This is a genomic window from Mycobacterium sp. 1245111.1 (assembly GCF_001673405.1).
Lineage (GTDB): Bacteria > Actinomycetota > Actinomycetes > Mycobacteriales > Mycobacteriaceae > Mycobacterium.
Window position 1 is genome coordinate 62,684 of sequence record NZ_LZLV01000034.1, and the last position, 25,895, is coordinate 88,578.

At 65.6% G+C, this 25,895-nt stretch carries 32 protein-coding genes, 4 tRNA genes and 1 pseudogene; 15 read left to right on the forward strand and 22 right to left on the reverse strand.

All coding sequences use genetic code 11. The annotated features are described in order from the left end of the window. Positions 1–84: 84 nt before the first annotated feature. The gene (locus A5658_RS06270; RefSeq protein WP_067332384.1) at positions 85–933 is read left to right on the forward strand and encodes a DUF559 domain-containing protein; all 849 of its coding nucleotides are present in this window, start codon (positions 85–87) and stop codon (positions 931–933) included. Positions 934–996: 63 nt separating this feature from the next. Here the strand turns inward: A5658_RS06270 and A5658_RS06275 are convergent, their stop codons facing one another. From A5658_RS06275 to A5658_RS27390, 6 genes and pseudogenes are all read right to left on the reverse strand, one after another. Beyond that, on the reverse strand, positions 997–1,941 hold the full coding sequence (locus A5658_RS06275; protein ID WP_067332386.1) for a nitronate monooxygenase family protein: 945 nt from the start codon (positions 1,939–1,941) through the stop codon (positions 997–999). A gap of 4 nt (positions 1,942–1,945) precedes the next feature. Further along, the gene (locus tag A5658_RS06280; protein ID WP_067332388.1) at positions 1,946–2,287 is read right to left on the reverse strand and encodes a cupin domain-containing protein; all 342 of its coding nucleotides are present in this window, start codon (positions 2,285–2,287) and stop codon (positions 1,946–1,948) included. Between the two features lie 39 nt (positions 2,288–2,326). Next, a complete protein-coding gene (locus A5658_RS06285) occupies positions 2,327–2,752 on the reverse strand; it encodes a hypothetical protein (protein WP_067332390.1) in 426 nt (141 codons plus the stop codon). After that, the gene (gene pcaC / locus A5658_RS06290; RefSeq protein WP_067332393.1) at positions 2,749–3,144 is read right to left on the reverse strand and encodes a 4-carboxymuconolactone decarboxylase; all 396 of its coding nucleotides are present in this window, start codon (positions 3,142–3,144) and stop codon (positions 2,749–2,751) included. The genes A5658_RS06285 and pcaC overlap by 4 nt, the downstream gene beginning before the upstream one ends. A 14-nt stretch (positions 3,145–3,158) precedes the next feature. After that, on the reverse strand, positions 3,159–3,644 hold the full coding sequence (locus tag A5658_RS06295; RefSeq protein WP_067332395.1) for a hemerythrin domain-containing protein: 486 nt from the start codon (positions 3,642–3,644) through the stop codon (positions 3,159–3,161). Further along, positions 3,641–4,139, reverse strand: a pseudogene (locus A5658_RS27390) (Rieske (2Fe-2S) protein). Before A5658_RS27390 ends, A5658_RS06295 begins: the two are co-directional and overlap by 4 nt. 217 nt (positions 4,140–4,356) lie before the next feature. Here A5658_RS27390 and A5658_RS06310 point away from each other — a divergent pair. After that, positions 4,357–5,013 (forward strand): DedA family protein, encoded by a 657-nt coding sequence (locus A5658_RS06310; RefSeq protein WP_067332401.1) that lies wholly within the window; start codon positions 4,357–4,359, stop codon positions 5,011–5,013. A 488-nt stretch (positions 5,014–5,501) separates the two neighbouring features. Continuing rightward, positions 5,502–5,942 (forward strand): anti-sigma factor antagonist, encoded by a 441-nt coding sequence (locus tag A5658_RS06315; protein WP_067332403.1) that lies wholly within the window; start codon positions 5,502–5,504, stop codon positions 5,940–5,942. 4 nt (positions 5,943–5,946) lie between these two features. Here A5658_RS06315 and A5658_RS06320 read toward each other — a convergent pair whose 3' ends face one another. From A5658_RS06320 to A5658_RS06360, 9 genes are all read right to left on the reverse strand, one after another. Further along, on the reverse strand, positions 5,947–6,603 hold the full coding sequence (locus A5658_RS06320) for a UdgX family uracil-DNA binding protein (protein WP_067332406.1): 657 nt from the start codon (positions 6,601–6,603) through the stop codon (positions 5,947–5,949). 49 nt (positions 6,604–6,652) lie between these two features. Further along, entirely contained in the window at positions 6,653–7,441 is a 789-nt protein-coding gene (locus A5658_RS06325) for an SDR family NAD(P)-dependent oxidoreductase (protein ID WP_067332408.1), read from the reverse strand. Positions 7,442–7,473: 32 nt separating this feature from the next. Continuing rightward, positions 7,474–8,607 carry an acyl-CoA dehydrogenase family protein gene (locus A5658_RS06330; RefSeq protein ID WP_067332772.1) on the reverse strand — a complete coding sequence of 378 codons (1,134 nt, stop codon included), beginning with the start codon at positions 8,605–8,607 and terminating at the stop codon, positions 7,474–7,476. 94 nt (positions 8,608–8,701) lie between these two features. Continuing rightward, complete coding sequence (locus tag A5658_RS06335; protein WP_156751291.1) at positions 8,702–9,064, reverse strand: hypothetical protein; 363 nt, start codon at positions 9,062–9,064, stop codon at positions 8,702–8,704. Positions 9,065–9,134: 70 nt separating this feature from the next. Next, entirely contained in the window at positions 9,135–10,142 is a 1,008-nt protein-coding gene (locus A5658_RS29275) for an MAP_0585 family protein (protein WP_369830492.1), read from the reverse strand. Between the two features lie 16 nt (positions 10,143–10,158). Then, positions 10,159–10,617, reverse strand: a complete 459-nt coding sequence (locus tag A5658_RS06345) for a lipoprotein LpqH (RefSeq protein WP_067332773.1) — start codon at positions 10,615–10,617, stop codon at positions 10,159–10,161. 103 nt (positions 10,618–10,720) lie between these two features. After that, complete coding sequence (locus A5658_RS06350) at positions 10,721–11,068, reverse strand: STAS domain-containing protein (RefSeq protein ID WP_067332416.1); 348 nt, start codon at positions 11,066–11,068, stop codon at positions 10,721–10,723. Beyond that, positions 11,068–13,575: a SpoIIE family protein phosphatase gene (locus A5658_RS06355; RefSeq protein WP_156751293.1), complete on the reverse strand. Its 2,508-nt coding sequence runs from the start codon at positions 13,573–13,575 to the stop codon at positions 11,068–11,070. The genes A5658_RS06350 and A5658_RS06355 overlap by 1 nt, the downstream gene beginning before the upstream one ends. Before the next feature lie 158 nt (positions 13,576–13,733). Beyond that, positions 13,734–13,808 (reverse strand) — tRNA-Val (locus A5658_RS06360). Between the two features lie 170 nt (positions 13,809–13,978). Between A5658_RS06360 and A5658_RS06365 the strand changes: the two genes are divergently transcribed. The 3 genes from A5658_RS06365 (at position 13,979) to A5658_RS06375 (ending at position 14,241) form a co-directional block, all read left to right on the forward strand. Next, positions 13,979–14,051: transfer RNA gene (locus A5658_RS06365), tRNA-Gly, on the forward strand. Positions 14,052–14,078: 27 nt separating this feature from the next. Next, positions 14,079–14,152, forward strand: a tRNA-Cys gene (locus tag A5658_RS06370). Positions 14,153–14,166: 14 nt separating this feature from the next. Continuing rightward, positions 14,167–14,241, forward strand: a tRNA-Val gene (locus A5658_RS06375). 39 nt (positions 14,242–14,280) lie between these two features. Here the strand turns inward: A5658_RS06375 and A5658_RS06380 are convergent. Next, complete coding sequence (locus tag A5658_RS06380) at positions 14,281–14,577, reverse strand: hypothetical protein (RefSeq protein WP_067332421.1); 297 nt, start codon at positions 14,575–14,577, stop codon at positions 14,281–14,283. A gap of 190 nt (positions 14,578–14,767) precedes the next feature. Between A5658_RS06380 and A5658_RS27400 the strand changes: the two genes are divergently transcribed. Further along, a complete protein-coding gene (locus A5658_RS27400) occupies positions 14,768–15,073 on the forward strand; it encodes a hypothetical protein (RefSeq protein WP_082992979.1) in 306 nt (101 codons plus the stop codon). Positions 15,074–15,093: 20 nt separating this feature from the next. On the opposite strand, the gene A5658_RS06385 is transcribed toward A5658_RS27400, so the two are convergent. The 4 genes from A5658_RS06385 to A5658_RS06400 form a co-directional block, all read right to left on the reverse strand. Beyond that, on the reverse strand, positions 15,094–16,197 hold the full coding sequence (locus A5658_RS06385) for an LLM class flavin-dependent oxidoreductase (protein WP_067332774.1): 1,104 nt from the start codon (positions 16,195–16,197) through the stop codon (positions 15,094–15,096). 57 nt (positions 16,198–16,254) lie between these two features. Continuing rightward, positions 16,255–16,566 carry a DUF732 domain-containing protein gene (locus tag A5658_RS06390; RefSeq protein WP_231997229.1) on the reverse strand — a complete coding sequence of 104 codons (312 nt, stop codon included), beginning with the start codon at positions 16,564–16,566 and terminating at the stop codon, positions 16,255–16,257. A gap of 64 nt (positions 16,567–16,630) precedes the next feature. Then, positions 16,631–16,942 carry a DUF732 domain-containing protein gene (locus A5658_RS06395; RefSeq protein WP_067332423.1) on the reverse strand — a complete coding sequence of 104 codons (312 nt, stop codon included), beginning with the start codon at positions 16,940–16,942 and terminating at the stop codon, positions 16,631–16,633. 52 nt (positions 16,943–16,994) lie between these two features. Then, positions 16,995–17,357, reverse strand: coding sequence for a DUF732 domain-containing protein (locus A5658_RS06400; protein ID WP_156751294.1), 363 nt, complete (start codon positions 17,355–17,357; stop codon positions 16,995–16,997). An 84-nt stretch (positions 17,358–17,441) separates the two neighbouring features. Between A5658_RS06400 and A5658_RS06405 the strand changes: the two genes are divergently transcribed. The 4 genes from A5658_RS06405 (at position 17,442) to A5658_RS06420 (ending at position 19,818) form a co-directional block, all read left to right on the forward strand. Next, positions 17,442–17,927: an SRPBCC family protein gene (locus A5658_RS06405; protein ID WP_067332425.1), complete on the forward strand. Its 486-nt coding sequence runs from the start codon at positions 17,442–17,444 to the stop codon at positions 17,925–17,927. A gap of 59 nt (positions 17,928–17,986) precedes the next feature. Continuing rightward, positions 17,987–18,700 (forward strand): Clp protease N-terminal domain-containing protein, encoded by a 714-nt coding sequence (locus A5658_RS06410; RefSeq protein WP_067332427.1) that lies wholly within the window; start codon positions 17,987–17,989, stop codon positions 18,698–18,700. 81 nt (positions 18,701–18,781) lie between these two features. Continuing rightward, positions 18,782–19,288, forward strand: coding sequence for a hypothetical protein (locus tag A5658_RS06415; protein WP_067332429.1), 507 nt, complete (start codon positions 18,782–18,784; stop codon positions 19,286–19,288). After that, positions 19,276–19,818 carry an N-acetyltransferase gene (locus A5658_RS06420; protein ID WP_067332431.1) on the forward strand — a complete coding sequence of 181 codons (543 nt, stop codon included), beginning with the start codon at positions 19,276–19,278 and terminating at the stop codon, positions 19,816–19,818. The genes A5658_RS06415 and A5658_RS06420 overlap by 13 nt, the downstream gene beginning before the upstream one ends. On the opposite strand, the gene zapE is transcribed toward A5658_RS06420, so the two are convergent. Continuing rightward, on the reverse strand, positions 19,808–20,833 hold the full coding sequence (gene zapE, locus A5658_RS06425) for a cell division protein ZapE (RefSeq protein WP_067332433.1): 1,026 nt from the start codon (positions 20,831–20,833) through the stop codon (positions 19,808–19,810). The two genes, A5658_RS06420 and zapE, sit on opposite strands and share 11 nt — an antisense overlap. Before the next feature lie 34 nt (positions 20,834–20,867). Between zapE and A5658_RS06430 the strand changes: the two genes are divergently transcribed. The 4 genes from A5658_RS06430 to msrB all read left to right on the forward strand — a co-directional run bounded on the left by A5658_RS06430 (position 20,868) and on the right by msrB (position 25,048). Continuing rightward, positions 20,868–21,680 (forward strand): pyrimidine reductase family protein, encoded by an 813-nt coding sequence (locus tag A5658_RS06430; RefSeq protein ID WP_231997230.1) that lies wholly within the window; start codon positions 20,868–20,870, stop codon positions 21,678–21,680. A gap of 85 nt (positions 21,681–21,765) precedes the next feature. Beyond that, positions 21,766–23,325, forward strand: a complete 1,560-nt coding sequence (locus tag A5658_RS06435) for an alpha/beta hydrolase (protein WP_082992980.1) — start codon at positions 21,766–21,768, stop codon at positions 23,323–23,325. Between the two features lie 26 nt (positions 23,326–23,351). Continuing rightward, entirely contained in the window at positions 23,352–24,635 is a 1,284-nt protein-coding gene (gene aftC, locus A5658_RS06440) for an arabinofuranan 3-O-arabinosyltransferase (RefSeq protein WP_067332437.1), read from the forward strand. Then, entirely contained in the window at positions 24,632–25,048 is a 417-nt protein-coding gene (gene msrB, locus A5658_RS06445; protein WP_067332439.1) for a peptide-methionine (R)-S-oxide reductase MsrB, read from the forward strand. The genes aftC and msrB overlap by 4 nt, the downstream gene beginning before the upstream one ends. A gap of 93 nt (positions 25,049–25,141) precedes the next feature. On the opposite strand, the gene A5658_RS06450 is transcribed toward msrB, so the two are convergent. Beyond that, the gene (locus A5658_RS06450; RefSeq protein ID WP_067332441.1) at positions 25,142–25,894 is read right to left on the reverse strand and encodes a class I SAM-dependent methyltransferase; all 753 of its coding nucleotides are present in this window, start codon (positions 25,892–25,894) and stop codon (positions 25,142–25,144) included. Between the last annotated feature and the right edge of the window lies 1 nt (position 25,895).

The following is a 25,895-nucleotide window of genomic DNA, read 5'->3' on the forward strand; positions in this document are numbered from 1 at the left end:
ACCGGTTGCGACGACACGCCGAGCCGAGTCGCGCTGGTTTAAGTTTCGGGAACCGTCGGGGTCGCGCGAGGCTCCGATCCTGGTATGCGTGACGTATTCGTCGGCAGTGCAGCTATCCGCCAAGGCCGCCTGACTCCCTATCAGCTCAGATCGCGATTCCGGTCGATCTATCCCGACGTGTACCTGCCGAAGTACACAACTCCCTCGCTCCGGCAACGTTCCGAGGGGGCGTGGCTGTGGTCGGATCGTCGCGGCGTCCTCGCCGGGCTTGCTGCCTCGGCATTGCACGGCTCCAATTGGATCGACGACGACGTGCCCGTCGAGTTGATATGGCGCAACCCGAATCCGCCCGAAGGCATCATCACCCGTAACTATTCGACTGGCGATGACGAGATCACTCGCGTCGCGGGGCTCTCGGTAACCACGCCCGCGCGCACGGCGTACGACCTCGGTCGCCTTTTACCGCGCGGCGAGTCGGTGGCGCGACTCGATGCGCTCATGAGGGCCACCCCATTCTCAATTGAGGACGTGCGACTTCTCGTCAAGCGGCACCCGGGCGCTCGGGGTCTGCGAAGGCTGCGGGCAGCCCTGTCGCTGGTCGACGGCGGGGCCGCGTCACCGAAGGAGACGTGGCTCCGGCTGCTCCTGATCGACGCAGGATTTCCCACGCCCACCACCCAGATACCCGTACATGCAAAGTGGCGACTTGTCGCTGTGCTCGACATGGGTTGGGAGACATACAAAGTGGCCGTCGAATACGACGGTGATCAGCACCGAACCAACCGTCGGCAGTACGCGAAGGATCAGTGGCGACTGCGCAAGCTGGAGTCGTTGGGATGGATCGTCATCCGAGTCATCGCCGAGGACACGCCAGACGACGTCGCGCGACGGGTCCGAGCGGCGCTGCGCAGGCGAGGCTGCCTCGACACGTAACTGGTTGCGCCGACATGCCGGGTCGAGTCGCGCTAGTTTACGTTTCGCGCCGCCGACGCGCCGCTAAGCCCAACCCGCGAGCAACTCGCGCGCGCCCGTGCAGAGTCGGTCGATGACCTCGCCCACCGGCGCGACATCGGTGACCATCGCGACGCCCTGCCCGGCGTCCACCGCGGCGATACGCCGATCGTCGGCGGCAATCGCGGTCGCGAGTTCCGCTTCCGCGTCGGCGTCCACGGCCAAGGCGTCCTCGTGTCCGGTCCAGCGCGCGACGAAGTCGTTGCGCAGCACGCGCGACGGGAACCGCTCCGCCCACGGCAGATGGCGGACGACGTCGTACACCCGGGTGCTGGTGGTGTCGGTTTCGCGGGCCTCGATCAGCGCCTTGCGGCCGGCGTCACTGGTCAGCGCCTCCACCGACGCCGACAGGCAGGTGCCCAGCCACGCTCCGCTGGCCCCAGCGGCCAGCACCGCGGCGAGGCTGCGCGGCGACGCGATTCCCCCGGCCGCCAGCACCGGCACCGACACGGCGTCGAGCACCGCATCAAGCAGCGGCAGCGTGCCGATCGTCGCTTCGCCGTGTCCGCCCCCTTCGCTGCCGCGTGCCACCACCAGGTCGATCCCGGCGTCCTGCGCCCTGCGGGCCTCCTCGCCGTTGTAAACCTGTGTGGCAGCAACGATTCCGGCGTCGTGAACACGATCGACCCAGGACAGGTCGGTGCCGAAGCTGACCGAGATCAGCTTCGGCTGCGCGGCCAGCGCGGCCTCGAAAAGGCCTGCCTCCTTGCGCATCACCCAGTCCACCAGGCCGATGCCGAACGTGCCCGCCACGTGCGGCAGCTCGGCGTGCAGCGCCGACGTCGAACCCGCGGTGCCCATGCCGACCATGCCGAGTCCGCCGGCGGCGCTCACCCCAGCGGCCAGCCGCCCACCCGCGACCCCGCCCATCGGGGCATTGACGATCGGCACGCGCAGGCCCATGGCCCGGGACCACGGTGTCGCGAGCATCCGATTACGCCGAGGGCAGGCTCTTGAACACGGTCAGCAAGACCACCGAGTCGTCGACTGCCTGCAGGGAGTGCCGTTGCGGCGGGATCACCACGTAGTCGCCGGTCTTGCCGTCCCACGCATCGTCACCGGCGGTGAGGTGCACGTGTCCTTGAAGGACCTGCAGCGACGCCTGTCCGGGGCTGTCGTGCTCGGAGAGCTCATGCCCGGCAAGCAACGCCACCAAGGTCTGCCGCAGTTCATGGGTGTGACCACCGTGGATGGTGAGCGAGGCGCGACCGCTGTGCGCCTGGCGCGCCTGGGTGAGCTGTTCGGCGGCGAGGTTGGTCAGTGAAACGGATTCCATCTTCAGCCCTTCGGTTGGCCCGCAACTGCCGGAGGTTCCCTAGATGGATAGTAGAAGAACCCCGCCGGCGATCAATGCCAGCGACTTGACCACCTCGAGCCCGACGTAGACCAGATGCCCGCGCGAACGCGGCGCGTCGAGTCCGGCCAGCACCTGGTCCGAGCGCCGCGTCAGCCGCGGCCGAACCACACCGATCTGCACGGCCAGGGCCACGATCGCGACCGCCAGGGTCACTGTCACAGACACGGATGGTGGCCGGGCGACGATGGCCGCCGTGATGACGATTGCGAAGACGACTTCGACGGCGTTGAGCGCGCGAAACACCACTCGGCCGATGCCCAGGCCAATCGGCAGCGTGACGTTGGGGGCGCGGAACTTCAGTGGCGCCTCGAGGAACGAGATCGCCAGCACCATGCCCAGCCAGACGAAGACGACGGCGATAGAAACCGCGAGCGGGAGCGTCATATCGTCGGATTAGGTTGCGGCTCAACCTCATCGAGCACACGCTGGGCGACCCGGAATGCGGCGTTGGCGGCCGGCACCCCGCAATAGACCGCCGCCTGCAACAGCACTTCTTTGATCTCCTCCCGCGTCAACCCATTGCGTAGCGCGCCCCGAAGATGCAGCGCCAGTTCGTCGTTATGGCCGAGCGCGATGAGGGCGGTGAGCGTCACCATCGACCGGCTGCGGCGATCCAATCCGGGCCGGGTCCAGACCGTGCCCCAAGCGAATTCGGTGACGACCTGCTGGAAATCGCGGGTGAATTCGGTGGTCTTGGCGTTCGCCTGCTCGACGTAGCTGTCGCCGAGCACTTCTCGGCGCACGGCCATGCCTTGGTCGTAACGGGCAGTGGTCATGTGGCTCCCAGTCTCTACAGAGCTCGCAACATCGACTTTCGGCCCTTGACCCGAAGCTTGTGGACCGTCGACTCACGTAGCTGCTCGATGCGAGATGCCATTTTGTCACCCAATTCGACAAGCTCTTCATCGGAGATCTTCACCGACGGGGGCACCGGGATCATGTCCCGTTCTTCTTCTTCGGCGTGCGCCTCCAAAACCGTTGCGAAGGAGTTGAATTCGTCCTCATAGGTTGGAGCGGACGGCGGCGTGCGCAACACTACGGAGAGCTGATCGGTCACCTGACGATGCTCGGCGTGCGCGATCGCGATCAACGAGCTGGCCGCAGCGAGCGCCGGGTAATACAAGTCGTCCTCGATACGAAAGTGGATGTCGAGCTCGACCAGCAGGTCGTCCATATAATCCTGGCGCTCGGGCGCGACGGCAGGAATAGTCGAAATCTTGCCGAGCAACCCCTTGAGCACCTTGTGGTGGTCCCGCAATACCGTGTACGCGTTCACTTGCCTACTCCCGTCCCGGCGGCGAGGGAATGCCCGTCGCCGCGCAACTCGATCATCCCGTCGTTGATTCGCGTTTGATAGCGCGGCAACGCCGCTGCGGAGGGGTCACGCAGCACCGCGCCCGAGCAGACGTCGAAGCGCGAACCGTGCCATGGACACACCAGCCGACCACGGTCGACCCAGCCGTCACTCATCGGCGCCGCCAGATGCGGATTTTGGGCGCCCTGGCAGCAGGCTCAGCGCATCCAATCCGACGGTGGTCGCGATCGCTCCGCTGGTCAACGACGCCAGTGGCGGGTGCACCGGGTGGCCGAGCCACACGCCGTTCAGCGCATTGGCGACGCGATCCCGGCTGCTGCCCAACGAGTTCAGCGCTATGCCGAGTAGGTGCTCGAGCCGATAGCTGGGCCGGTCGAGCCAGCGTTGACGCCCGATGGTGGACAGCAGGCGCTCGGCCGGCTTACGCGAACCCTTTTGGGGAGACGCCTCGGCCATGGCATCGGCCCTTTCTCGCGTGGTACCACATTCGACGTTACAGAAATCGTAGGTTCAGCGAAAAACGTTGCAATCACGCGTCTTTGACAGCAGCGGCATCGCCGCGATCGTGCTGTTGCAGACAAGTCCTGGGCAGTGTTCCCGGCTTCGCTCGGGTAAAAACCCGTTACGGCTGGTCCCTGCGGCACGGTGCGGTGAGGTCGTGCATCCTTTACCCATGACGGTGGATGCCTTCCTGCAGTCGATCCCTCCGCTGGCCGTATACGGATTGGTCGGCGCTGTCGTCGGCATCGAGAGCTTAGGTATCCCGCTGCCTGGCGAAATCGTTCTGGTGAGCGCCGCGCTGATGTCGTCGCGGCACGAGCTGGCGGTCAATCCGATCGGCGTGGGTGCGGCCGCGGTACTCGGGGCGGTTATCGGCGACTCGACCGGCTACGCGATCGGGCGTCGCCTGGGCCTACCGCTGTTCGATCGGCTCGGACGTCGTTTCCCGAACCACTTCGGCCCCGGGCATGTGCTGTATGCGGAGCGCCTGTTCGAACGTTGGGGGGCGCGGGCGGTGTTTTTCGGCCGCTTCATTGCGCTGCTGCGGATTTTCGCCGGGCCGTTGGCCGGGGCGCTGAAGATGCGTTACGCCAGATTTCTCATCGCAAACGTCTCGGGTGCGGTCTGCTGGGCCGGCGGCACCACGGCGCTGGTGTACTACGCGGGGATCGCCGCCGAGCGCTGGCTGACCCGCTTCTCGTGGATCGCGTTGCTGGTTGCCATCGCATGCGGGGTGATTGCCGCAATAGTGCTGCGCGAGCGCACATCCCGCGCAATCGCCGACCTTGAAGCCGAGCACTCCGACGAATCTGACACCTCCGCGGCGTAAGCGGCCCCCGCTGCGTCACGCCTTTCCGGCCATTACCGATGCGCCGCCGAACTCTCGTAGCAAAGAATCTATTCCATTTCCCGGAATCAGACAAAACTTGCCGGCAAATTACAGGAACGGAGTTTCGAGATTTGCCATAAATCGAACCACCGGATTCGAACTCCGGCCGAGAACGAACCAAGACCTTCTTCCGATCTCGCACGCGAGCGAAAAGTGTTGTCCTAGCTCGATTTTGGTTCCACGCCTAGGGCCGTTCGACAGTGGCAGAAGCACCCCCGCCCAAATCAAGATCGTGAGATCGTTAATAACCTTCGTCCAATAACCCGAAGGGATCGGGGGGTTCCTCACTCAATTCTCAGGTGGTTGCACATAGACACGACCGGTGCGTTCCTGTTATAAACAGTATATCTACTAATCGACGTCGGTCTTAAGCTTCCTAGGGCAGGCATCCATATAACGGCGTTAGGCGCCGATGGATCAGGAGCGCTATGAGCACTTTTCTGATGGCTGACCCATATTTTCACCCGCTGGTGCTGAGCAGCCGGCTGATATCCGAGCTGGCGCAGGCGCGCAGCACACTGCGCGCGACCACTGAGCGTTACGGCTCGGCTGTGATTGTCAATGCCGGCGGCGAGCTCGATGCATCGAACGATGCCGTGTGGCGACGCCTGCTGAGCGAGGCCTCCGCGGCAGCGGGTCCTCCGGGATCTCTAATCGTCGACACCGACGGCCTGGACTTCATGGGGTGCTGCGCGTACGCGGCGCTCGCCGAGGAGGCTAAGCGCGCTCGTGAGCGCGGCGTCGAGTTGCGGCTGGTGAGTGCCCAGCCGATGGTCGCGCGGATCGTGCGTGCGTGCGATCTGACCGATCTCCTGCCCGTGGACGCGAGTGTGGACGCGGCGTTGTCCGCGTGCACCTTCGCTGACTGACGACTCAGTCCCGATTCGCCAGGTTGGCGCGAACCTTGCTGAGGTCCGCTACCAACTGCTGGTATGCCTTTTCGCGGTCGACGCGGGCGCGCAAGACCGACGAGGGATGGACGGTCGCCGAGAGTAACGGCGCGGGATCGACGTCGATCTCGATCGGAAGCGAGAGCAGCTCTCCGCGGTTCTCGGATACGCGAAAAGTGTTGCCCAGCAATGCCTGAGCCGCAGTAGCGCCGAGGAGCACGATTGTCGTCGGCTGCAACGCGTGGATCTCGGCTATCAGCCACGGGCGGCAGGCAACGACCTCGCTGCGATTCGGCTTCTGATGTATTCGGCGCGTGCCGCCCTTTCGGGTGAATTTGAAATGCTTGACCACGTTGGTCTGGTACGTCAATTCAGGATCGATGTCGGCATCACCGAGCGCGCGGGCAAGCAGACGTCCGGCGGGGCCGACGAACGGCAGCCCGGCCACGTCTTCGCGGTCGCCGGGTTGTTCGCCGACGAGCATGATCGACGCGTCGGGATGCCCGTGCCCGAAAACGGTCTGCGAGGCATCCTCGTACAAAGCGCACCCACGACAGCGACTTGCCGCTTCCGCCAAGGAGTTCAAGTCGCGATCAGCAGGTAAGAACTGGTCCGCTCCGACCGGTTTCGTCGTACTCATCGGTGGTGTGGGCTACCCCGCTGTTGGCACGACCCAAACGCCGGACCCCTCAGGTCGGCAGACCGAACAGTTGCACCACGCCGTGGTCGCGGCCGGCGGTGTAGCCGCCGTCGACGGCGATGGCTTGGCCGCTGACAAACGATGCGTCAGGAGAGACGAGAAATGCCGCCATCGCCGCAATCTCCTCTGACCGGCCCATCCGTTGGAGGGCGTGCTCCTTGGTGATCGACGCTCGGGGCCCCTCCATCCCCGGGAGCCCGAAAACGCGCTCTGTCAACGGTGTTTCGATGAATCCGGGGCAGATGGCGTTGGCCCGGATGCCGCTGGGGCCGTAGTCAAGTGCAATGTTCTTGGTCAGCAGTACGACTCCGCCTTTAGCGGCGTTGTATACGCTGCCACCCGCGGTTCCCTCGATGCCCTCGACGCTCGCCAACGTCACGATCGAGCCCCGTTCGCCGTCGACGCGGGGTTGGTCGATCATTCGCGCTAAGGCGGCCTTCGCGACGAGAAATGTGCCGGTCAGGTTTATCGCGATCACCCGCTCCCACTCGGCGCGATCCAGCAGGTGAACCGGCCCACCGCCGGCGACGCCCGCGGCATGGACGACGCCGTCGAGTCGCTCCGGCACCGCGGCCAGCACGGCGGCGATCGCGGCCTCATCGGTGATATCGGCTGCCACGAAGCGAAAGTCGGGGCCGAGGTCGGGCGGCGCGGCCACGTCGGCGCCGATCACGCTCCCACCTTCTGCCAGGAGCCGCTCGGCGGTGGCCAGGCCGATGCCCGAGGCGGCACCCGTCACCAGATAAGTCCGCGAGCGGGCCCGATCAGCGTTCACCACGGCTGGTCCTCTCGAATTCCGTTGCTGCGCAGTCAGAGTCCAAACTGATCATCGATGAGTCCGAGCCAGATTTGCGCGACGTCCATCGCCACCTTTTCGCTGATGAACGCGTGCTGAGTGCCGGTGTAGATGTCGCGGAACGCACGCTCGAGGCGGCTGCCCTCGCGGATCGCGGTGGTGCCGGCGGCCAAATGCGCCCACTCTGCGGCCTCACGCGCGGTGTCGGTGGCATACACCGCCGCCACCCGCATGTCGGCGCGCAGCTGGGGTGTCAGGTCCTGACCCGCGTCGACGGCCGCCTCGGCCGTGGCGAACGCGTCGAGCACGAGCAGGCGTGCAGCCCGCCACGCGGCGACATGATGGGCGAGCCCCTTCTGGAAAGTCTGCCGGGTCGCCAGCGTCGCCATGTCGCTCATCCGGACCTTGGTGGCTGCCAGCTCCTCCACGTCGTCCAGCATGCTCTTGGCGACGCCGAGCGCAAAAGAAGCGTGGCCCGCGGCGGTGACGGGCATCAGACCCATGCGGCTCGCCGCCGAACTCCCCCGCGCCGGCTCGCGGACGAACAGCGGAATGGTCCGCCGTTCGGGGACGAAGACGTCGGTGATGGCGTAGTCGTAGGAGCCAGTTCCCTTGAGCCCCTGGACATGCCATCCATCGGTAAAGGTGACTTCGTCGCGAGGCACGAAGGCCACCCGCATGTCCGGGATGCCTTCGCTGACCCAGCGAATCTCACCGTTGTCCATCGGGAAGAAGCCGGCGCCGATGTACGCCGAGTGTCCGGTGCCGGAGCCGAAGCTCCACGCGCCGCTCAACCGGTAGCCGCCGTCGACTGCGGCACCTTGCCCGTTCGGGAAATACTGGCCACCGATGGTGATGCGGTTGTCGTTTGCGGTGAAGACCTCGGCGAAACCGTCGTCGGGAAGATACGTCGCGGCCGCGAACGTCGACGGCAGGTTGGCAATGCCGATCCAACCGAAAGAGCCGTCCTGCCATGCCATTTCGATCCAGGTGTCGATCATCTCCTGAAACGATGGCTCGATCCCGCCCGCCTCCTTGGGGTTGAATGCGGACATCAGATCGCTGGCCCACATCTCCTCGACGATCGTCGGCGACAATGTCCGTAGGCGTTCGGATTCGGCAGCCTCACCACGGACGAGGTCGCGCATCCCGCGCGCCCGATCGACCAGCGGCACGTCAGCCACCACACCCGCTCCTCTCGGTCTGCCGCCCTACATCATCGGCGATAGAGACCGATTCGCGTCACTGATTGGCTTCCGGCCATACCTCGCTTGTCGGGAAGACGCCCTGATTGCGCCCCGACCAGTGTTTCACCCGCGCCTTCTCGGCGGCCCGCGCCTTGGCTTCCGCCTTCTTCCGCGCCTCGAAGGTGTCAAGCTCTTCGTCTTCCTCGTCCTCGGGGTTGTCATCGACCTCGAAGAGCACCTCGTACCACCGCTTGTGGGGCTGCACCCGCGTTTCGATATCACCCGTCGGAGTCGCTCGCTTGAGCTGGATGTTCTCCAGACCCGGATCCCGACGAGCGATGTATGCCTCGATCGCCTCGCCTAACGCGCGTCCGGTGAGATTGATGTCTGCGAGCGCCCTGCCTTCGAACATAGCCACGCCGGCCATCTTGCAACGGAATCGCGATCGATGCATTCTTTTCGGTCCACGGCGCCGGGCCGCGGAGCCGTCAGTACAGCGGTATCCAGTTGCCGAAGAACCAGAATCCCCATCCGCCGAAAAGCGGATTGAAGACCGGTATGGCATTGAAGCCGCCGTAGTTGAACGGACCGAAATCGCGCTGTGCATAACCTATGTCGCGCGGCGGCCCATCCCATCGCTGGTTCCAGCCCCCAGGGGGTGGCGGTCCGTTCCAGCCACCCGGAGGCGGCGGGCCGTCCCAGTTGGGTGGCGGCGCTCCGGGAGGGGGTCCACCGTTCCAACCGAATCCGTGTGGGGGTGGTGGTGGCGGCGCACCATGGTCCGGCGCGCTGAAGCCGTGCGGTGCGTCGCGAGGACCACCCCACTGCGGGCCACCCCGGTCGTAGTAACCGTGCTGCACGTACGGAGGTGGCGGCGGACCACCGGGCCCACCAGGTCCGTGCCACCCGGGTCCGCCGGGACCACCCGGCTCACCCGGACCACCAGGACCACCAGGACCACCGGGGCCAGCAGGTCCACCAGGCTCACCCGGGCCACCGGGTCCGTGCGGACCCGCTCCCGGACCTCCGGGCTGACCAGGTCCGCCCGGCCCGTGACCTCCACCGGGACCACCCGGGCCACCGGGCTCACCGGGACCACCCGGGCCACCGGGACCGCCCGGGCCACCAGGTCCACCCGGCCCATGCGCTCCCCCGGGGCCACCAGGTCCGCCAGGGCCACCAGGTCCACCGGGCCCAGGACCACCCCCGCCACCAGGTCCACCCGGGCCATGTGCGCCGGGTCCACCGGGACCGCCACCCGGCCCACCAGGTCCACCAGGACCGCCGGGACCGTGCCCACCGCCGGGCCCACCCGGACCACCGGGACCGGGGCCGGGCCCGCCAGGACCGGGCGGATCGTCAGCGATCGGCCCACAATGAATGCACGCCGGGTCTGTCTTGAACGGTGTGGCGCTGGCTAGTCCCGTGCCGAGCGTCATTCCTGACATGCCCAGGGTTGCCGCGAACGCTGCGCTTGCCACGCGCTTCACATACATACCTGTCAGTTCCTCTCTAGGGACAAGTCACGTCCATCTCGAACGACTTGCTGACCGGCTGTTGGGGATTGGCCGCGTCGGCGCCCGTCGCGGTGCCTTTGATGGTGTAGGAATTACCACTCTTAGTCGCTTGAGCGTTGCCCTGATTCGGCGCTCCGGCCGAGTAACCCAGCGTGACGCCGGTGAGGTTGCCCAGCCCGACCGCCTGGACGACCGGCGGGTCAGCGTTTGTCACCACCGCACCTATACCGGTCGTCGGATCACCGAAACCGATGCTGGTGTTGCCGTTGACTTGGGTGCAACTGATCGCCCCGGTCACGTTCTGGGCTTGGCCGTCGATGGTGACCTTGTTGCCAACCGGGGCTGGTGCGCCACTACTGCTCGAGCCCGTGCTGGATTTGTTACTGGAACATCCGGCCAAACCCGCAACCACGGTTGCCGCCGCCGCGATGCTTACCAATATTTCGTGCTTCACCACTGGCCTGCCTATGCCTTTCGCTACGGATCGGTCACTGCGGTCGAACCGCACCTACGCGCAGCGAGGCTGAAAGAGTGCGGGCTCTGCCGACCCAGCAGTGCTACCCCCCAGCGGGATGTCTAAACACGTCCGCCGACGGCGCGGCCTCCACGGGCGCCAGCGCGCTAAAACCACTGATGTCAAGCAGACGGACCAGGAAAGGATGGGCGATTACGCGAATGCGCTCGGCGTGGGGAAACAGGACGGTGACGCCGGCACTGTCGAGGTACGCCACGGCGCTGAGGTCGACGACTAATGTGCCGCTGCCGCTGCGCTCGGCCTCGGCGACAGCCGTCTTGAGGGCGTCGTTGAAGGGTTCGACATTGCTCAAGTCGATTTCACCGGTGGCCGTCAACACGAGTTGTCCGTCGCTGGATCGCGCGGTATCGAGAGTCAGCGTCGCGGCCATTAGACGATCCTCGCAGTCAAATGCACAGTGGTTCCGCCGGTTTCGGGATTGATCACGACTTCTTGCATCAACGCCCGCATGAGCTTCATCCCACGACCGCGGTGAGGTTCGTCAGCGGGACGAGGCCGCCTCCATGAGCCGGAATCGGCGATCGTCAGCTTCACCTCTGTGGCGCTGGCGATCGCCCGCAAACTGATCACTCCGGACGGGACCTCACGGTGCCCGTGCTCGATGGAGTTCGCGACGGCTTCTCCTGCCGCGACAAGCACAGCGTGAACCTGATCAGCGCCCACCCCAGCGCGACTCAGCCAGTCGCGCAACGTAACTCGGATGTCCGCAAGAACTTTGGCGTCGGGAGGAAAGTCGATCTCCAAGGGGACGGGGTAACGGTGCAGCAGCAGCGCCACGTCGTCTTGATAGCCGTCGCTCGGCGCAAGCCCCGCCATGATCTGGTTCGCCAGATGATCGAGGTCGCCTTCGCGGTTCTGTCGCATTTGCGCACATACCCGCGCAATGCCGTCGTCCAACGAGTGGCGACGGCGCTCGATCAAACCATCGGTGTACAGCAGTAAGACGCTGCGGGGCGGCAGAGACAGTTTGGCTTCAGGCCGTGCTCGGTCGGGGCGCACCCCGATGGGGATGGTGCGGCCGTCCTCGAGCACCTGGGTAGTGCCGTCGGCATGCAGCAATATGGGCGGAGGATGTCCGGCACTGGAATACACCAACTCCCCGGTCGCGGGGTTGAGCACCGCGCATATGGCCGTGGTGCACCGAGCACCTGATAGTCGCGCGGCGAACCGATCCAGACCGGCGAGAGCGATACGGGGACTTGGACGTTCGAGCAGCAGGGCACGGCAGGCGCTTCGCAGCTGGCCCATGACGGTAGCGGCAGCTAGGCCGTGCCCGACACAATCACCGACGATCAGCCCGATGCGACCGTCATCGAGGTCGACGACGTCGTACCAGTCGCCGCCCACTTGGAGTGGTCGGCTGGCAGCCTGATAGCGCACCGCGAATCCCTGCGGCAGGTGAGCTGGGCCAAGGATGGCGTGCTGCAGCGCGAGCGCGGTTTCGCGCTGTTGGTCGACCTGATGGACCCGTTGCAGGCCCTGACCCAGTCGGCCGGCCTGCATGGTGAGCACGGTCTGATCCTCGAGGGTGAACGCTCGCCGTTCGACGAGGTCAATCCACACGACTAGAACACCCTCTGGATGCTGCACGGCGATGCCCGCCGTTCCGGGCTCTAGCACATAAGGTCTGAGCAGGTCGCCGTCGCGCAGCGAAAGCAGGATCTGTTGAGTGTGAGCGGGTAGCTCGGCCCAGCGCGTAGGTTCGCCAACTGACACCAAATCGACGCTGTCCTCGGTATTTTCGCCGGGATGCCGGCGGGCGGGGAACGTGGCCGCGATGACCCGTCGGGCCCGCCATAGCCGGCGCAGTTCCTCTGCTGCGCCCTGGAGCGCATCGTCGAGCGTATCTGCTTGGGCGAGTTGGCGATTCAGGGCGTGCTCGCGGCCCGCCGCCAGTGCTAACGCAATTGCGGCATGTCTGGCGAAGTCGCTGACAAGCTCCAAATATCCGGTGTCAAACGCTGGTTGCTGCGGATTCCGCGCCACCGCGATGACTCCGAGCGCCGTCTCGTCCGCAACCAGCGGTATGACGATCGCCGGCCGGTCACCTACGTCGGTAAAACCTTCGATCGGGTATTGGAAGGAATCGGTGATCAGCGGAATGCCGCTTCGCGCCACACCGCCCGTGGTCGAGCGGTCCACCGGAACCTGTTGACCAATGACCTCGGAGGCATATCGACCTGCCGTCGCCGCAACGACAAGCGTGTCGATCTCCGCGGCGGACAGGCCCGCCTCGCTGGGAACCAGGAGGATCGCCTGCTCGGCCTCGGCCAATTCCAGCGCGCGGTTGACGATCAGCTGCAACGGTCCGGTCTGTGGATCACCAGACAGCAGAGCGGTCGTGATCTCGCGACTCGCGGTCGTCCACTTCGCGGTTTCGCGTTCGCGCGCGAAGAGTCGTGCGTTGTCGATCGCGACGGCTGCCGCCGAGGCCAGCGCACGCGCGGCGCGTTCTTGCGAGTCGGAAAACACATATCCCGGCCGATCGTCGGCCAGGTAGAGGTTGCCGAAATCGGCCCCCCGCACCGTGATCGGCACCGCGAGCAGTGCCTGGACCCGCAGGGGGCCCGCTGCCATCTCGAACGCCTGCGGATGAGCTCTGAAGTCGTCGATTCGCAATCCCTCGCCGACCGATAGCTTGCCGAACTGCCGACCGAGGTCGGCGTCTATGCCCGCGCAGATGAATGACGCGAATCCGCCGTCTCCACCGCGGATGCCGAGCGCGCCGGATCGCGCTCCGGTCAGCTCCATCGCTGCCTTGACGATTCGTTGCAACGTGCCGTGCAGGTCAAGGTCGGAACCGATCTCGACGATGGCCTGCACCAGCTGTTCTATCTGGTCACGAGCAACTCGTAGCTCGTCGACCCGATCATCCATGCGACTCTCCATTGGTCACCATCGCGGTGACCGCCTCGGCAACTGCAAATCGCCGTGGCTGCTGACGGCGCATTCCATACGCATCCCCGAATCGGCGGCTTCGGAAACCAGGTGATGTCGTCACAGACGGTGACGACGAAGTCGCGAAGGGGCGTATGTGGTGGTCCCGGCTGGGTTCGAACCAGCGACCTCCCGCGTGTGAGGCGGGCGCTCTTCCACTGAGCTACGAGACCGAAATGCCGAGGCGAAGGACGTCGAAGGTTAACACGAGACGGCATCACGGCAGAACGCGCTGCCTGCGCTCAATTCGCGGCGCGCCCATTGTTACTGAGAAATTTGTGCGGTCGCGCTTAGGTGGACTATCGTCGTGCTTCGCACCGGACGACGATCTCGTCCGTGGCGCGCGGATGTAGCGCAGTTGGTAGCGCATCACCTTGCCAAGGTGAGGGTCGCGGGTTCGAATCCCGTCATCCGCTCGAAGGTGCAAATGGCATCAATCCAGCGGTGGAGTGGCCGAGTGGTGAGGCAACGGCCTGCAAAGCCGTGCACACGGGTTCGATTCCCGTCTCCACCTCCAGGTTTGTTTCCCCCGCGCGATTAGCTCAGCGGGAGAGCGCTTCCCTGACACGGAAGAGGTCACTGGTTCAATCCCAGTATCGCGCACCAGGTATTACCGCAGCTCAGACTAGCTTTCGATCCTTGTGGCTAGCCCGCCATCCGCACTTGGGCCACCGCGTTGGGGGCCTGGTCGGGGCAGTGCTGACGAATGGTGTTGCCGGTCAAAACTCCGGCATTTGTCGCGTTGTATCCGCGGGCCTCGAGGGTCGTCTCGATCGAAGCCAGGCTGGTGCCATTCCGGAGTGCGGCGCAAATGTCGAAACGGGAGTCGATGGTGGCGGCGTCCGCGGGCGCGGGGAGCGTCAGCGCTGCGGCCATCGCGGCCCCGGCGGCAAAGAGTGACCAACGGATGATGCTGTGTCCGTTGCTGGTGTTGTGCCTCATGTCAGCCTCGCGATTGTCGAGGTCACCGTTCTGAGTTAGTGGCCGTTGCCGTGTATTAACGCCCGGAATACCCGAACCCTGCCCGATCCAGCCCGATCGTGAGCCAGCTCACGGCCCGCGCCTGATTCGGCGCCGCGGACGGGCCGCGGGCTAATAAGCTGAGGCGGACCCGCCCACCGAGAGGCCCGCTATGACGAGGTTCCTTCGCCGCCTTGCCGCCGCGACCGTCGCGGCCGGCATTCCACTGGCAGCCGTCGCGATCGCGAAGCCCGCGGTCAGTTCCGCGGGTTGTGATCCGAATTGGGCGCACAACCCCTTAACCGGCGAGTGCCATCCGCCACCGCCACCACCTGACTGGTACACCGTCCGGCCGGCGTACGCGCCGCCCTACGCCCCGGCAGACGTCCCGCCGCCACCTCCCCCTCCACCGTGGGCACAGCACATGCAGCCCAGGTGGGACCAAGGCTCCCAAAACTGGTATTGGGGCGGGATTTAACGCCTCAGAAGCGGTCGGCACTACAGCTTTCGAACACCACGCATGATTTTGGCGAACGGGCCGCCGGCGACGAGCCCGCGGCGAAGGCTCGGCTGCAGCGTGCTCAAGTTCATCAGAACGGGATAGCCCAGCCCGTGGTCGCGCCAGTCGGCAAGCTGGTCCAGGATTTCGTCGTGAGTGCCTTGCAGGCAGGCATCTTTCAGCAGCGACAGCGGAACGTTCGAGGTGTACTCCAACACCGATTCCTCGTCGAAGACCTGCGGAATGATGTCCTGGGAGCCGGTGAAATCGTCGCCGAGCGGGTGCGAAACACCGTGGCGCTTCCACAATTCCGCCGGCGCATTCAATGCGAACGTTTTCATCGCGGTCGACTCCAGCGCCTCGTCGATCTCGTGGCGGCTGCGACCAGTCACGGTGAAGAACAGGACGGCAGCGTCGATCGACGAGGGATCCCGTCCGGCATCCGACGCCGCGACCCGCACCGCCTCCAAGCCCCGCGCGTAATCGGCGGGCGAGAACACCGCGGCCGGAAACCACGCGTCGGCGTAGCGGCCGGTCGCCCGCAGCATCCTGGGTCCATGCGAGGCGATCCAAATCTCCGGCCACTTACCGCGATAGGGCCACAGGTCGAAGACCGCGTTGTGCAGCGGGAAGAACGGCGAGTCGCGGGTGACGAGCTCACCGCCGGAATTCCACAGCGCCCGGATCGTGGCCATGGCTTCTTCGAACCGCGCCACCGGTCGCGACCATTCCACCCCGTAGGGTTCGTTGCCCTCACGCTCGCCGGTGCCGATGCCGAGAATCGCCCGCCCCTTGGTCAGCAGATGCAAGGTCGCGGCGGCCTGCGCTGTGACCGCGGGATTGCGGCGGCCCGTGTCGGTGACGCCGATCCCAAGCCGCATGCGCCCCAACCGATTTCGGGCCGCCAGATGACCTAGCACCGTCCATGGCTCCAGGTTCGCGTCGACTTTCGGCGTCAGTCGGGCCGCCCCGATGTACTTCGGTTGGGCCATCGCACGCGGGAACAACGAATTCAGGTGATCGGCCAGCCAGAAGGAGTCCGCGCCAGTAGCCACCGCGGACAGGTAGCTACTTCGCGTCACCGCCATCGGTGAAAGACGCATGGGCAGCGCCTGCGCCGCCAGTCCAACCCTCACAACCAGTTCCTCGGCAGCCGTCGACTACTGCTGACCGCCGGATCCCCCGACCTGCTGCACGTATTGGGGACAATAGGCGCTCACCGCGATAGCGGTGAACTTGGCCGCATTGGTCGTACTGATTCCCGAATTCTGTTGCTGCACAAGCTGAACCACCTGCAACCCCGGCTTTCCCTGCGCTATCAGCTCACACGTTGTATGGCCCGCTTCGACGGCATTGGCGGGATCGTTGAAGGTGATACCGGCTTTGGTCAGCGCGTCGACAAAGCTCGCGTCGACGCCCGGTTCCGCGTGTGCCGGTGCTGCGAGACCTACCGCCGCAACGCCGAGCACCATCAGAAGACGCCTCATGGCCCACATCATCGCCTACCCCGGCGCGGTAGTCGAACCCGCGGGTGTGTCACCGGCCCGTCGGCAGGTACTGCGGACAGTAGGTGGTTCGCGCGATCACCGTGAACAGTTCTGCCTTGTCGGGCCTGATGTTCGGATTTTTTTGCGTCACCTCGTCGACGACGTCGGGTTCGGTTTGCCACAGATCCATCAGCGCGCAGACCGTCTTGCCCGCCTTGATTGCGCTCTGATCGTCGCTGAACGTGATACCGGCGTTGGTCACCGCGTTGAGGAAGCTCGCGTTAGTAGCCGGGTCGGCGTGCGCCGGCACGGCGCCACCCAGTATGGACGCAACAGCAACCGCGACAAGTAGACGCCGCATTGCTCCATTGTCGCTCACACCGAACCCATTGGGGCCGATGTTGACCCGTCGTCTAACCGGCAGGAGGTGCCGGGTTACTGGGCGCAGCAGGCTGTTCGGCGCGCTGCAGGAATTGCGGGCAGTAGGCGCTGGCCGCAATCGCGGTGAACTGGGCGGCCCGAGTCGTGTCCAGGCCCGGATTCTGGCGTGACACAAGCTGGATGACGTCGAGTTCCGGTCGGCCCTGCTGCATCATCCCGCAGGCCGCCTTCGCGGCTTTCACCGCGCCGGATTCGCTTTTGACCGTGATGTCCGTCTTGCCGAGAGCGTCGAGAAAACTCGCGTCCACGCCCGGATCTGCCGCCGCTGGACTCGCACCGCAGCAGACAACCGCCAGCGTCACAGCTACCACCGCGATCAGCGGCCGAGACGTCATCGGTACATCGTCGCGCATCTCGGCTTCGTTGTCGCGATGACCGAAGCGACCCGTCGAATCGGCCGCGCTGACAAGATCGGACAAATGGCCGAAAGAATCGAAGTCCAGCGCACGATCGCCGCACCGCCCGCCGACATCTTCGCGGTCCTCTGCGACCCGCAGGGTCACGTCGCCATCGACTCATCTGGCATGTTGCAGGACGCCGAAGGCGCCGCTGTCGCCGCCGTCGGCGACAACTTCGTCGTGCACATGGATCGTCAAGCGCTCAACGACTTTCCGGAGCTCGGCACGTACGACGTCACCGTCACCATCCGTGAATTCGAGCAGGATCGGCTGATCGCCTGGACCGTGCTGGGTCAGATCCGGCCGCAGATCGGCCATGTCTACGGGTACCGGCTGGAGCCCGATCAGCAGGGCGAAGCCACGGTCGTCACATCGTTTTACGACTGGTCGCAGATCGACGAAAAGTGGCGCGAAGCGAAGATCTTCCCGGTCGTCTCCGAGGCGGCACTCCGGGCATCACTGGGCATTTTGGATCGGACGGTCCGGCGCGGCTATCCGAAGGCCTGACCCCCTCGCGCGTCAACCAAAAGTTGACGAATCCACTGCGTCAACCTATCGTTGACGGCATGGTCCAATCTCACCCCGTTCGACTCGACGAGCTGATCAACGCCATCAAAAAGGTGCACGCCGACGTGCTCGACCAGCTCAGCGATGCGGTGCTGGCGGCCGAGCACCTCGGCGAAGTCGCCGACCACCTGATCGGGCACTTCGTCGACCAGGCGCGCCGGTCCGGAGCTTCCTGGACCGACATCGGCAAGAGCATGGGCGTCACCAAGCAGGCCGCCCAGAAGCGCTTCGTGCTGCGCGCCGAGACCACCACACTCGACCCGAACGGCGGCTTCGAACGCTTCACTCCTCGGGCCCGCAATGCCGTGGTGACCGCCCAGAATGCCGCACACGAGGCCGGCAACGACGAGATCACTCCCGACCACCTGATTCTCGGGGTGCTGAGCGACCCCGAGGCCCTGGTGACCAAGCTGCTGCGGGCACAACGCATCGACCCCGAATCACTGCGCGCATCGATCACGCTGCCACCCGCGGCGGACACCATGCCCGCGTTGATCCCCTTCAGCGGGACGGCCCGCAAAGCGCTCGAGCTGACCTTCCGCGAGGCACTTCGGTTGGGCCACAACTACATTGGGACTGAGCACATTCTGCTCGCACTGCTTGAGCTCGAAGACGGCAGCGGTCCACTGCATCAGGCCGGCGTCGACAAGGATCGCACCGAGGCGGATTTGGCCGCCGTACTCAAGTCTCTGGCGGCCGACGAGAAGAGCTGAGGGTTGCACATAGCCGCCGACGCAAGCCGACCACGTGAGCGCCGCGGTGTGCCATCATGCGATGGTCGCCGAGGAGGACAGATGCCCCGCTATCTGGTTGTCGTGATCACCGTCATCGCGGCCACATTCATTGCCGTACCGCGCGCGTCGGCGAGCGACGCCCCCATCGGCCACCTCGGTGACACCCTGCGGGTCGACACCGGCAAGATGATCGCCGACGTCACGGTCAGCAGCGTGCAACCGGTCGACCCGCCGCCGGGGTTCGGCTACAACCGGGTGGGCATTCCGGTCAAGAGTTTCCCGAACAGCGCGGTGGTGCGCGCAGATGTGGCGATCCACGCGGTCCGGGTGCCCACCCCGTATCAGATGGTCACCGATTTCACGTTCGACGGAGTCACTCCGTTCGGCGACGCCTACAAGTCCCGCGCCTCCGACGCGCCTGACGCCCTGGACGCCGCGCTGACGAACGCGCCGACCGGATCGATCGTTCGCGGCGGCGTGTACTGGGAGGCCTACCGCGATCCGGTCTCCACAGTTGTTCTGCTGGACAAGAAGACGGGGTATCACCTAGCGCAGTGGAACCTGTAGCGCGCATCGCCACCGCGGATTCCGTGGACGCGGTCGAGTTGGCCGCGGTCGCCGCGCGCACATTCCCCTTGGCCTGTCCCCCGTCGGTCGCGCTGAGCGACATCGCTGCGTTCGTCGACGCGAACCTGTCCGACGTGTGCTTCACCGATTACCTGGCCGACCCGCAACGGCTGATCTTCACTACCAGCGACGACGGCCGACTCACCGGTTACGCCATGCTGATCAGCGGCGCGCCCGACGATCCCGACGTGCAGCGCGCAGTCGGCATTCGACCCGCCACCGAGCTGTCGAAGATGTATGTGCTGCCGTCTCATCACGGCTCGGGGACGGCGACCGCGTTGATGGAAGCCGCCCTGGCCGCAGCCGCAGATCGGGGCGAGCGCTGCGTCTGGCTCGGCGTCAATCAGAAAAACGAACGCGCTCAACAGTTCTACACAAAGAGCGGCTTTACCATCAACGGCCACAGGAGTTTTCGGTTGGGCAGCCACCTCGAAAGCGACTACGTGATGATCCGACCGATTACGCAGTAATGGCGGCGCTCAGCGCCAGCAGCCGCGAGGTGGCGCGCAGATACTTCTTACGGAAGCCACCGCCCAGCATGTCCGCGCTGAAGAGGCGGTCGAGCCGTTCTCCCGAGGCCAGGACGGGGATGCCCCCGTCGTAGAGCCGGTCGGTCAGCGCTACCAGTCGCAGCGCCACGTTCTGATCCTCGATGGCGTGCACGCCGGTCAGGCAGACCGTCGTCACCCCGTCGATCAGCGTCAGATACCGCGAGGGATGCATGGTCGCCAGGTGAGCGCAGAGCGCGTCGAAGTCGTCGAGGGTCGCGCCAGGTACCCGCGAGGCGTAGTCGGCGACCTCGTCATTGGACGGCGGCCGCGGCGCAGGCGGCAGATCGCGGTGCCGGTAATCGGGGCCTTCGATGCGGACAACCTCGAAAATTGCTGCCAGCGTGGCGATTTCGCGTAAGAAGTCCTGCGCCGCGAATCGCCCTTCGCCGAGCTGCTCGGGCAGGGTGTTGGACGTGGCGGCCACGGACACACCGCGCTCGACGAGCTGCGTGAGCAGCCGCGAGATCAGCGTGGTGTTGCCCGGATCGTCGAGTTCGAACTCGTCAATGCACAGCAGGGTGTAACCGCCGAGCAGCTCCACGCATTCGGCGAACCCGAAAACCCCGGCGAGCTGGGTGAGCTCCATGAACGTCGCAAACGCTTTGGCGTGCATAGCATCGTCGGGCAGCCCACGGTAAGCGGCGGCCAACAGGTGCGTCTTACCGACACCGAAACCGCCGTCCAGGTACAGCCCGACGCCGGGCAGTACCTCGCGGCGGCCGAACAATTTCTTGCGACCGGCACGACGTTCGACGGCCCGCTCACAGAACTGCTGGCAGGCGGCGACGGCCGCCGACTGGGACGGCTCGGCCGGGTCGGGGTGATAGCTCGCGAAGCTGGCATCGGCGAACGTCGGCGGCGGTGTCAGCTGGGAGACAAGCCGCTCCGGCGAGACGGTCGGCTGCCGGTCGACCAGACGAGCAACCCCGTGCATGGACGCACCCTATCGACGTGTTGCAATCATGCGCATGGCTGACGGGTCCGGTGCGGTACAGATGCGACTGCTCGGCTCCTCGGGCGATGTCGACGGCAACGAGTTGTCCGAGTTCTACCGCTACCCGGACCTCCGAGCCGCCAGCGGGGTGTGGTTACGCGCCAACTTCATCGCCAGCCTGGACGGCGGCGCGACGTTCGCCGGCAAGACCGGCCAAATGGGCAGCCCCGGCGACCGCGCGGTGTTCGGCACGTTGCGGGAAATGGCCGACGTGATCCTGGTCGGCGCCGGCACCGTGCGAATCGAGGGTTATTCCGGCGCCCGGCCGACCGTCGCGCAGCGGCAGCGTCGTCAAAAACGGGGGCAAACCGAAGTCCCTCAGCTGGCGATCGTCTCCAAATCCGGTCGCCTGGACCGGGATATGCCGGTGTTCACCCGGACCGAGGTGCCGCCGCTGGTCTGCACCTGCACGGCGTCGGTCGCCCAGACCCGGCGCACGCTGGCGGGCCTTGCCGAGGTGGTCGACTGCTCGACTTCCGACCCGGACAACGTCGACTCTGCCGCGATGCTGGCCGCCTTCGCCGACCGCGGGTTGCCGCGGGTACTGACCGAGGGCGGCCCGATGCTGTTCAGCGCGTTCGTCGCCGACGGCCTGCTCGACGAGCTGTGCCTGACGGTCGCGCCGATCCTCGTCGGCGGTTCCGCCGAGCGCATCACCACCGGGGCGGGGCAGGTGCTGACCCCCATGCGGTGCGCGCACATCCTCACCGACGACGACGGCTACCTGTACACGCGCTACGTGCGCACCGACGCGCCGGACGACGATGCAGGCCGGAAACCGGCCTGAGGTGGGGGCACCCCCAGCCGCGTAGCGGCGAGGGGGCGAGTCAGGCAGTGGGCCCTGACGACGGGCAATCGCTACTGTGGTCGGCATGAGCAGGCGCGCCGCATTCACCACGTCACTGGTCGTGGTGACCGCGTTGCTGGCCGGCTGCGCGCCCGGTCTGGCCGCCAACCCGCGCTTCGCCACCGACGCCGGCGCTCGCCCGCAGGGCAAGCCAACGAAGTCGGCCACTCCCTCCGGCCCGCCGCCGATCGCCAAGCCGAAGAACGAATTGTCCTGGCACGACTGCACATCGAAGGATTTCGCCGATGCCGGCGCGCCCGCGCCGGGCGGCGTGAAACTGGACTGCGCGAGCTACGACGCCGACCTCGACCCGGTGAACGGAGCGGCCGGGGCGCTGAGCATCGGGGTGGTGCGCGCCAAATCGGTGAAGACACCCGACGACGCCGGACCGTTGGTGTTCACCACCGGGTCGGATCTGCCGTCGTCGCTGCAGCTGCCGGTCTGGCTCGCCCGCGCCGGCGCCGACGTGCTCGCCAAACATCCGATCGTCGCCGTCGACCGGCGCGGCATGGGCAGCTCCAGCCCGGTCGACTGCCTCGAGCAGTTCGATCGCCAGGAAATCCACGACCAGGCGCAGTTCGAGTCCGGCAACGACCCGGTCGCCAACCTCGCCGACATCGTGCACAACGCCACGACCAGCTGCACCGACACCATCGCGCCCGGCGACTCGGCTTACGACAACACCCACGCCGCGACCGACATCGAGCGGCTGCGCAGCATCTGGGATGTGCCGTCGCTGGCGCTGATCGGTATCGGAAACGGCGCACAGGTGGCGCTGTCGTATGCCAGCGCACACCCCGACAAGGTCGCTCGGTTGGTGCTCGACTCGCCGCTGGCGTTGGGGGTGGGCGCCGAGGCCGCCGCCGAGCAGCGAGTCAAAGGGCAGCAGGAGGCGCTCGACGCGTTCGCAGCCCAGTGCGCCGCGGTGAACTGCCCGCTGGGACCCGATCCGAAGGCCGCGGTCAGCGGGATCCTGGCCGACGCCCGCGCCGGCCACGGCCCGGCGGGCGCGTCAGTGGCCTCCATCGTCAGCGCGATCAGCACCGCACTGGGCTATCCGTCCGGCGACCGGATCGGCACCACGAACGAACTGGCCACCGCGCTGGCCAACGCCCGTAGCGGGGACACCAATCTGCTGGCCAACCTGATCAACCGCGCGCAGAGCATGCGCGGGACCGACGGGCAGTTCGTCAACTCCTGCAGCGACGCCGTCAACCGGCCGACACCCGACCGGATCCGGGAACTGGTGGTCGCCTGGGGCAAGCTCTACCCGCAGTTCGGCACGGTCGGCGCGCTCAGCCTGGTCAAGTGCGTCTCCTGGCCGAGTTCGACGCCCCCGCAGCCGCCGAAAAAGCTCAACGTCAACGTGATGCTGATGGGCGTGCAAAACGATCCGATCGTCGGGTCCGAGGGCGTCTCGGCCACCGCCGCCACGATCATCAACGCGTCCGCCGCGAGCAAACGGGTGATGTGGCAGGGCATTGGCCACGGCGCCAGCATCTACTCGTCCTGTGCGGTCCCACCGCTGATCGGCTACCTCGACAGCGGCACGCTGCCGGACACCGACACCTACTGTCCGTCCTGATCCTGCACGCCAGATAGGGTTCGCTCGTGACGGCAGTCGATTCCACGCGCAGGGGTCTGCGCGACTGGTTTGCTCCCCGTACCGCCGCGCCGAGCACCGCGACGGTGCTGCGTTCGGCGCTCTGGCCGGTGGCCATCCTGGCGGTCATTCACCGCACCATCGTGGTCACCACCAACGGCAACATCACCGACGACTTCAAGCCGGTCTATCGCGCGGTACTGAACTTCCGGCACGGCTGGGACATCTACAACGAGCATTTCGACTACGTCGACCCGCACTACCTATATCCGCCCGGCGGCACGCTGATCATGGCGCCGTTCGGCTATCTGCCGTTCGCCGAATCGCGGTATCTGTTCATCGCAATCAACAGTGCTGCCATCGTCTTGGCCGCGTACGTGCTGCTGAAGATGTTCAAATTCAGCCTGAGCTCGGTCGCGGCGCCGGCGCTGCTGCTGGCCATGTTCTGCACCGAATCCGTCACCAACACATTGGTTTTCACCAACATCAACGGATGCGTCCTGCTGGCCGAAGTGCTGTTCCTGCGCTGGCTGTTGGACGGCCGACAGAGCCGCCAATGGTGGGCCGGTCTCGTGGTCGGCCTGACCTTCACGCTCAAGCCCGCGTTGCTGCCACTGTTGTTGCTGCCGCTGCTGAACCGCCAATGGCGGACGCTGGTGCCTGCTTTCGTCGTCCCGATCGTGATCAACGCGGTCGCGTTTCCGCTCGTCAGTCATCCAATGGATTTCTTCCGCCGCACACTCCCCTACATCCTGGGTGTCCGCGACTACTTCAACAGCTCGATCGAAGGCAACGGGGTGTACTTCGGTCTGCCATTCTGGTTGATCGCGTCGCTTCGAATCCTGTTCACGCTGTTGGCCATTGGCAGCCTGTGGTTGCTCTACCGTTACTACCGCACCCGCGACCCGCTGTTCTGGTTCACCACATCGTCGGGCGTGCTGCTGCTGTGGTCGTGGCTGGCGCTGGCTTTGGCCCAGGGCTACTACTCGATGATGTTGTTCCCGTTCTTGATGACGGTGGTGCTGCGTAACTCGGTGATCCGCAACTGGCCGGCATGGCTGGGCATCTACGGATTCCTCACCATGGACCGCTGGTTGCTGTTCAATTGGATGGACATCGGCCGGCCGCTGGAATACCTCAAGATCACCTACGGCTGGTCGCTGCTGCTGATCGTGACGTTCAGCGTGCTGTACTTCCGCTATCTGGATGCCAAGGCCGAGAACCGCCTCGACGAGGGCATCGATGCAGTCTGGGTGACGCCTCCGCAACCCCGCGCTAGCGTGGATGCATGACAATTCCCCAGCCGCGCGTACAACTCAGCGACGACGAATGGCGCAAGAAGCTCAACCCGCAAGAGTTCGACGTGCTGCGCCGGGCCGGCACCGAACGCCCGTTTGTCGGTGAATACACCGACACCAAGACCGAAGGCGTGTACAACTGCCGGGCCTGCGGCGCCGAATTGTTCCGCAGCACAGAGAAATTCGAATCCCATTGCGGCTGGCCGTCGTTCTTCGATCCGGCGAACTCCGACGCGGTGATCCTGCGCCCCGACCACTCGCTCGGGACGACGCGCGTCGAGGTGTTGTGCGCCAACTGCCACAGCCACCTGGGCCATGTGTTCGAGGGCGAGGGCTACCCCACCCCGACCGATCAGCGCTACTGCATCAACTCGATTTCGCTGCGCCTGGTGCCTTCCGGCTCCTGATCCCGGGTGGCGAGACCGCCCGCGAGAGTGCAGCTGGCGACGCGTTTTCCGAGAGGCGATGTCGCTAGTCGCACTTTCGCGACGAGATGACGCTTAGCCCACGCGGGTGGCGTGCATCTCCCAGAACGGGGCGTGGGCGCGACCGTGGGTCAACCACGGTTCGATGACACGGAACCGCTCCAAAAATGGTTTGATCTGCTCGGCCTGATCGGGGTTGCGGGCCAGCATCATCTCGATGGCCTCGACGCTGAGGTTGACCTGATATGTGGTCGGCCCCAGATACGTGATCTCCCATCCGGCGTCGGGAAATACGTCGCGAAAGTCGTTCTCGGACAGCGATCTTGGCATCCGAAAGCCGTTGACCTCGTGTGCGCCGAACTCGAACATGTAGAGCCGCGCCCCAGCTTTGGTTGCCCGATGCAATGCTCGGGCGTAGGACCGTTGCAGCTCTGGGTCGGTCGAAAAGGTGTGGTAGAAAGCGCAATCCACCACGGTGTCGAAGTGGTTGTCCAAACCTTCCAGCTTGGTCGCGTCGGCCAGCTGGAAGTTCACCGACACTCCGGCTTTGCGCGCGTTCTCCCGGGCCCGTTCCAGCGCGGTTTCCGAGCCGTCGATGCCGGTGGCCGAATAGCCCTTGGACGCGTAGTAGATGGCGTGGTGTCCCGGGCCGGTGCCCGGGTCGAGGACCTCACCCTTGATCGCACCAAGTGCGACGAGTTGCCGGACGACGGGTTGCGGCCCGCCGATGTCCCACGGGGTGGCGGCGGGCAGACCGTGCGATGTCCGTGTGTCGCGGTACATCTCCTCGAAACGCGTGTGATCGTTGGGATCGAATTGCGTTGTCATG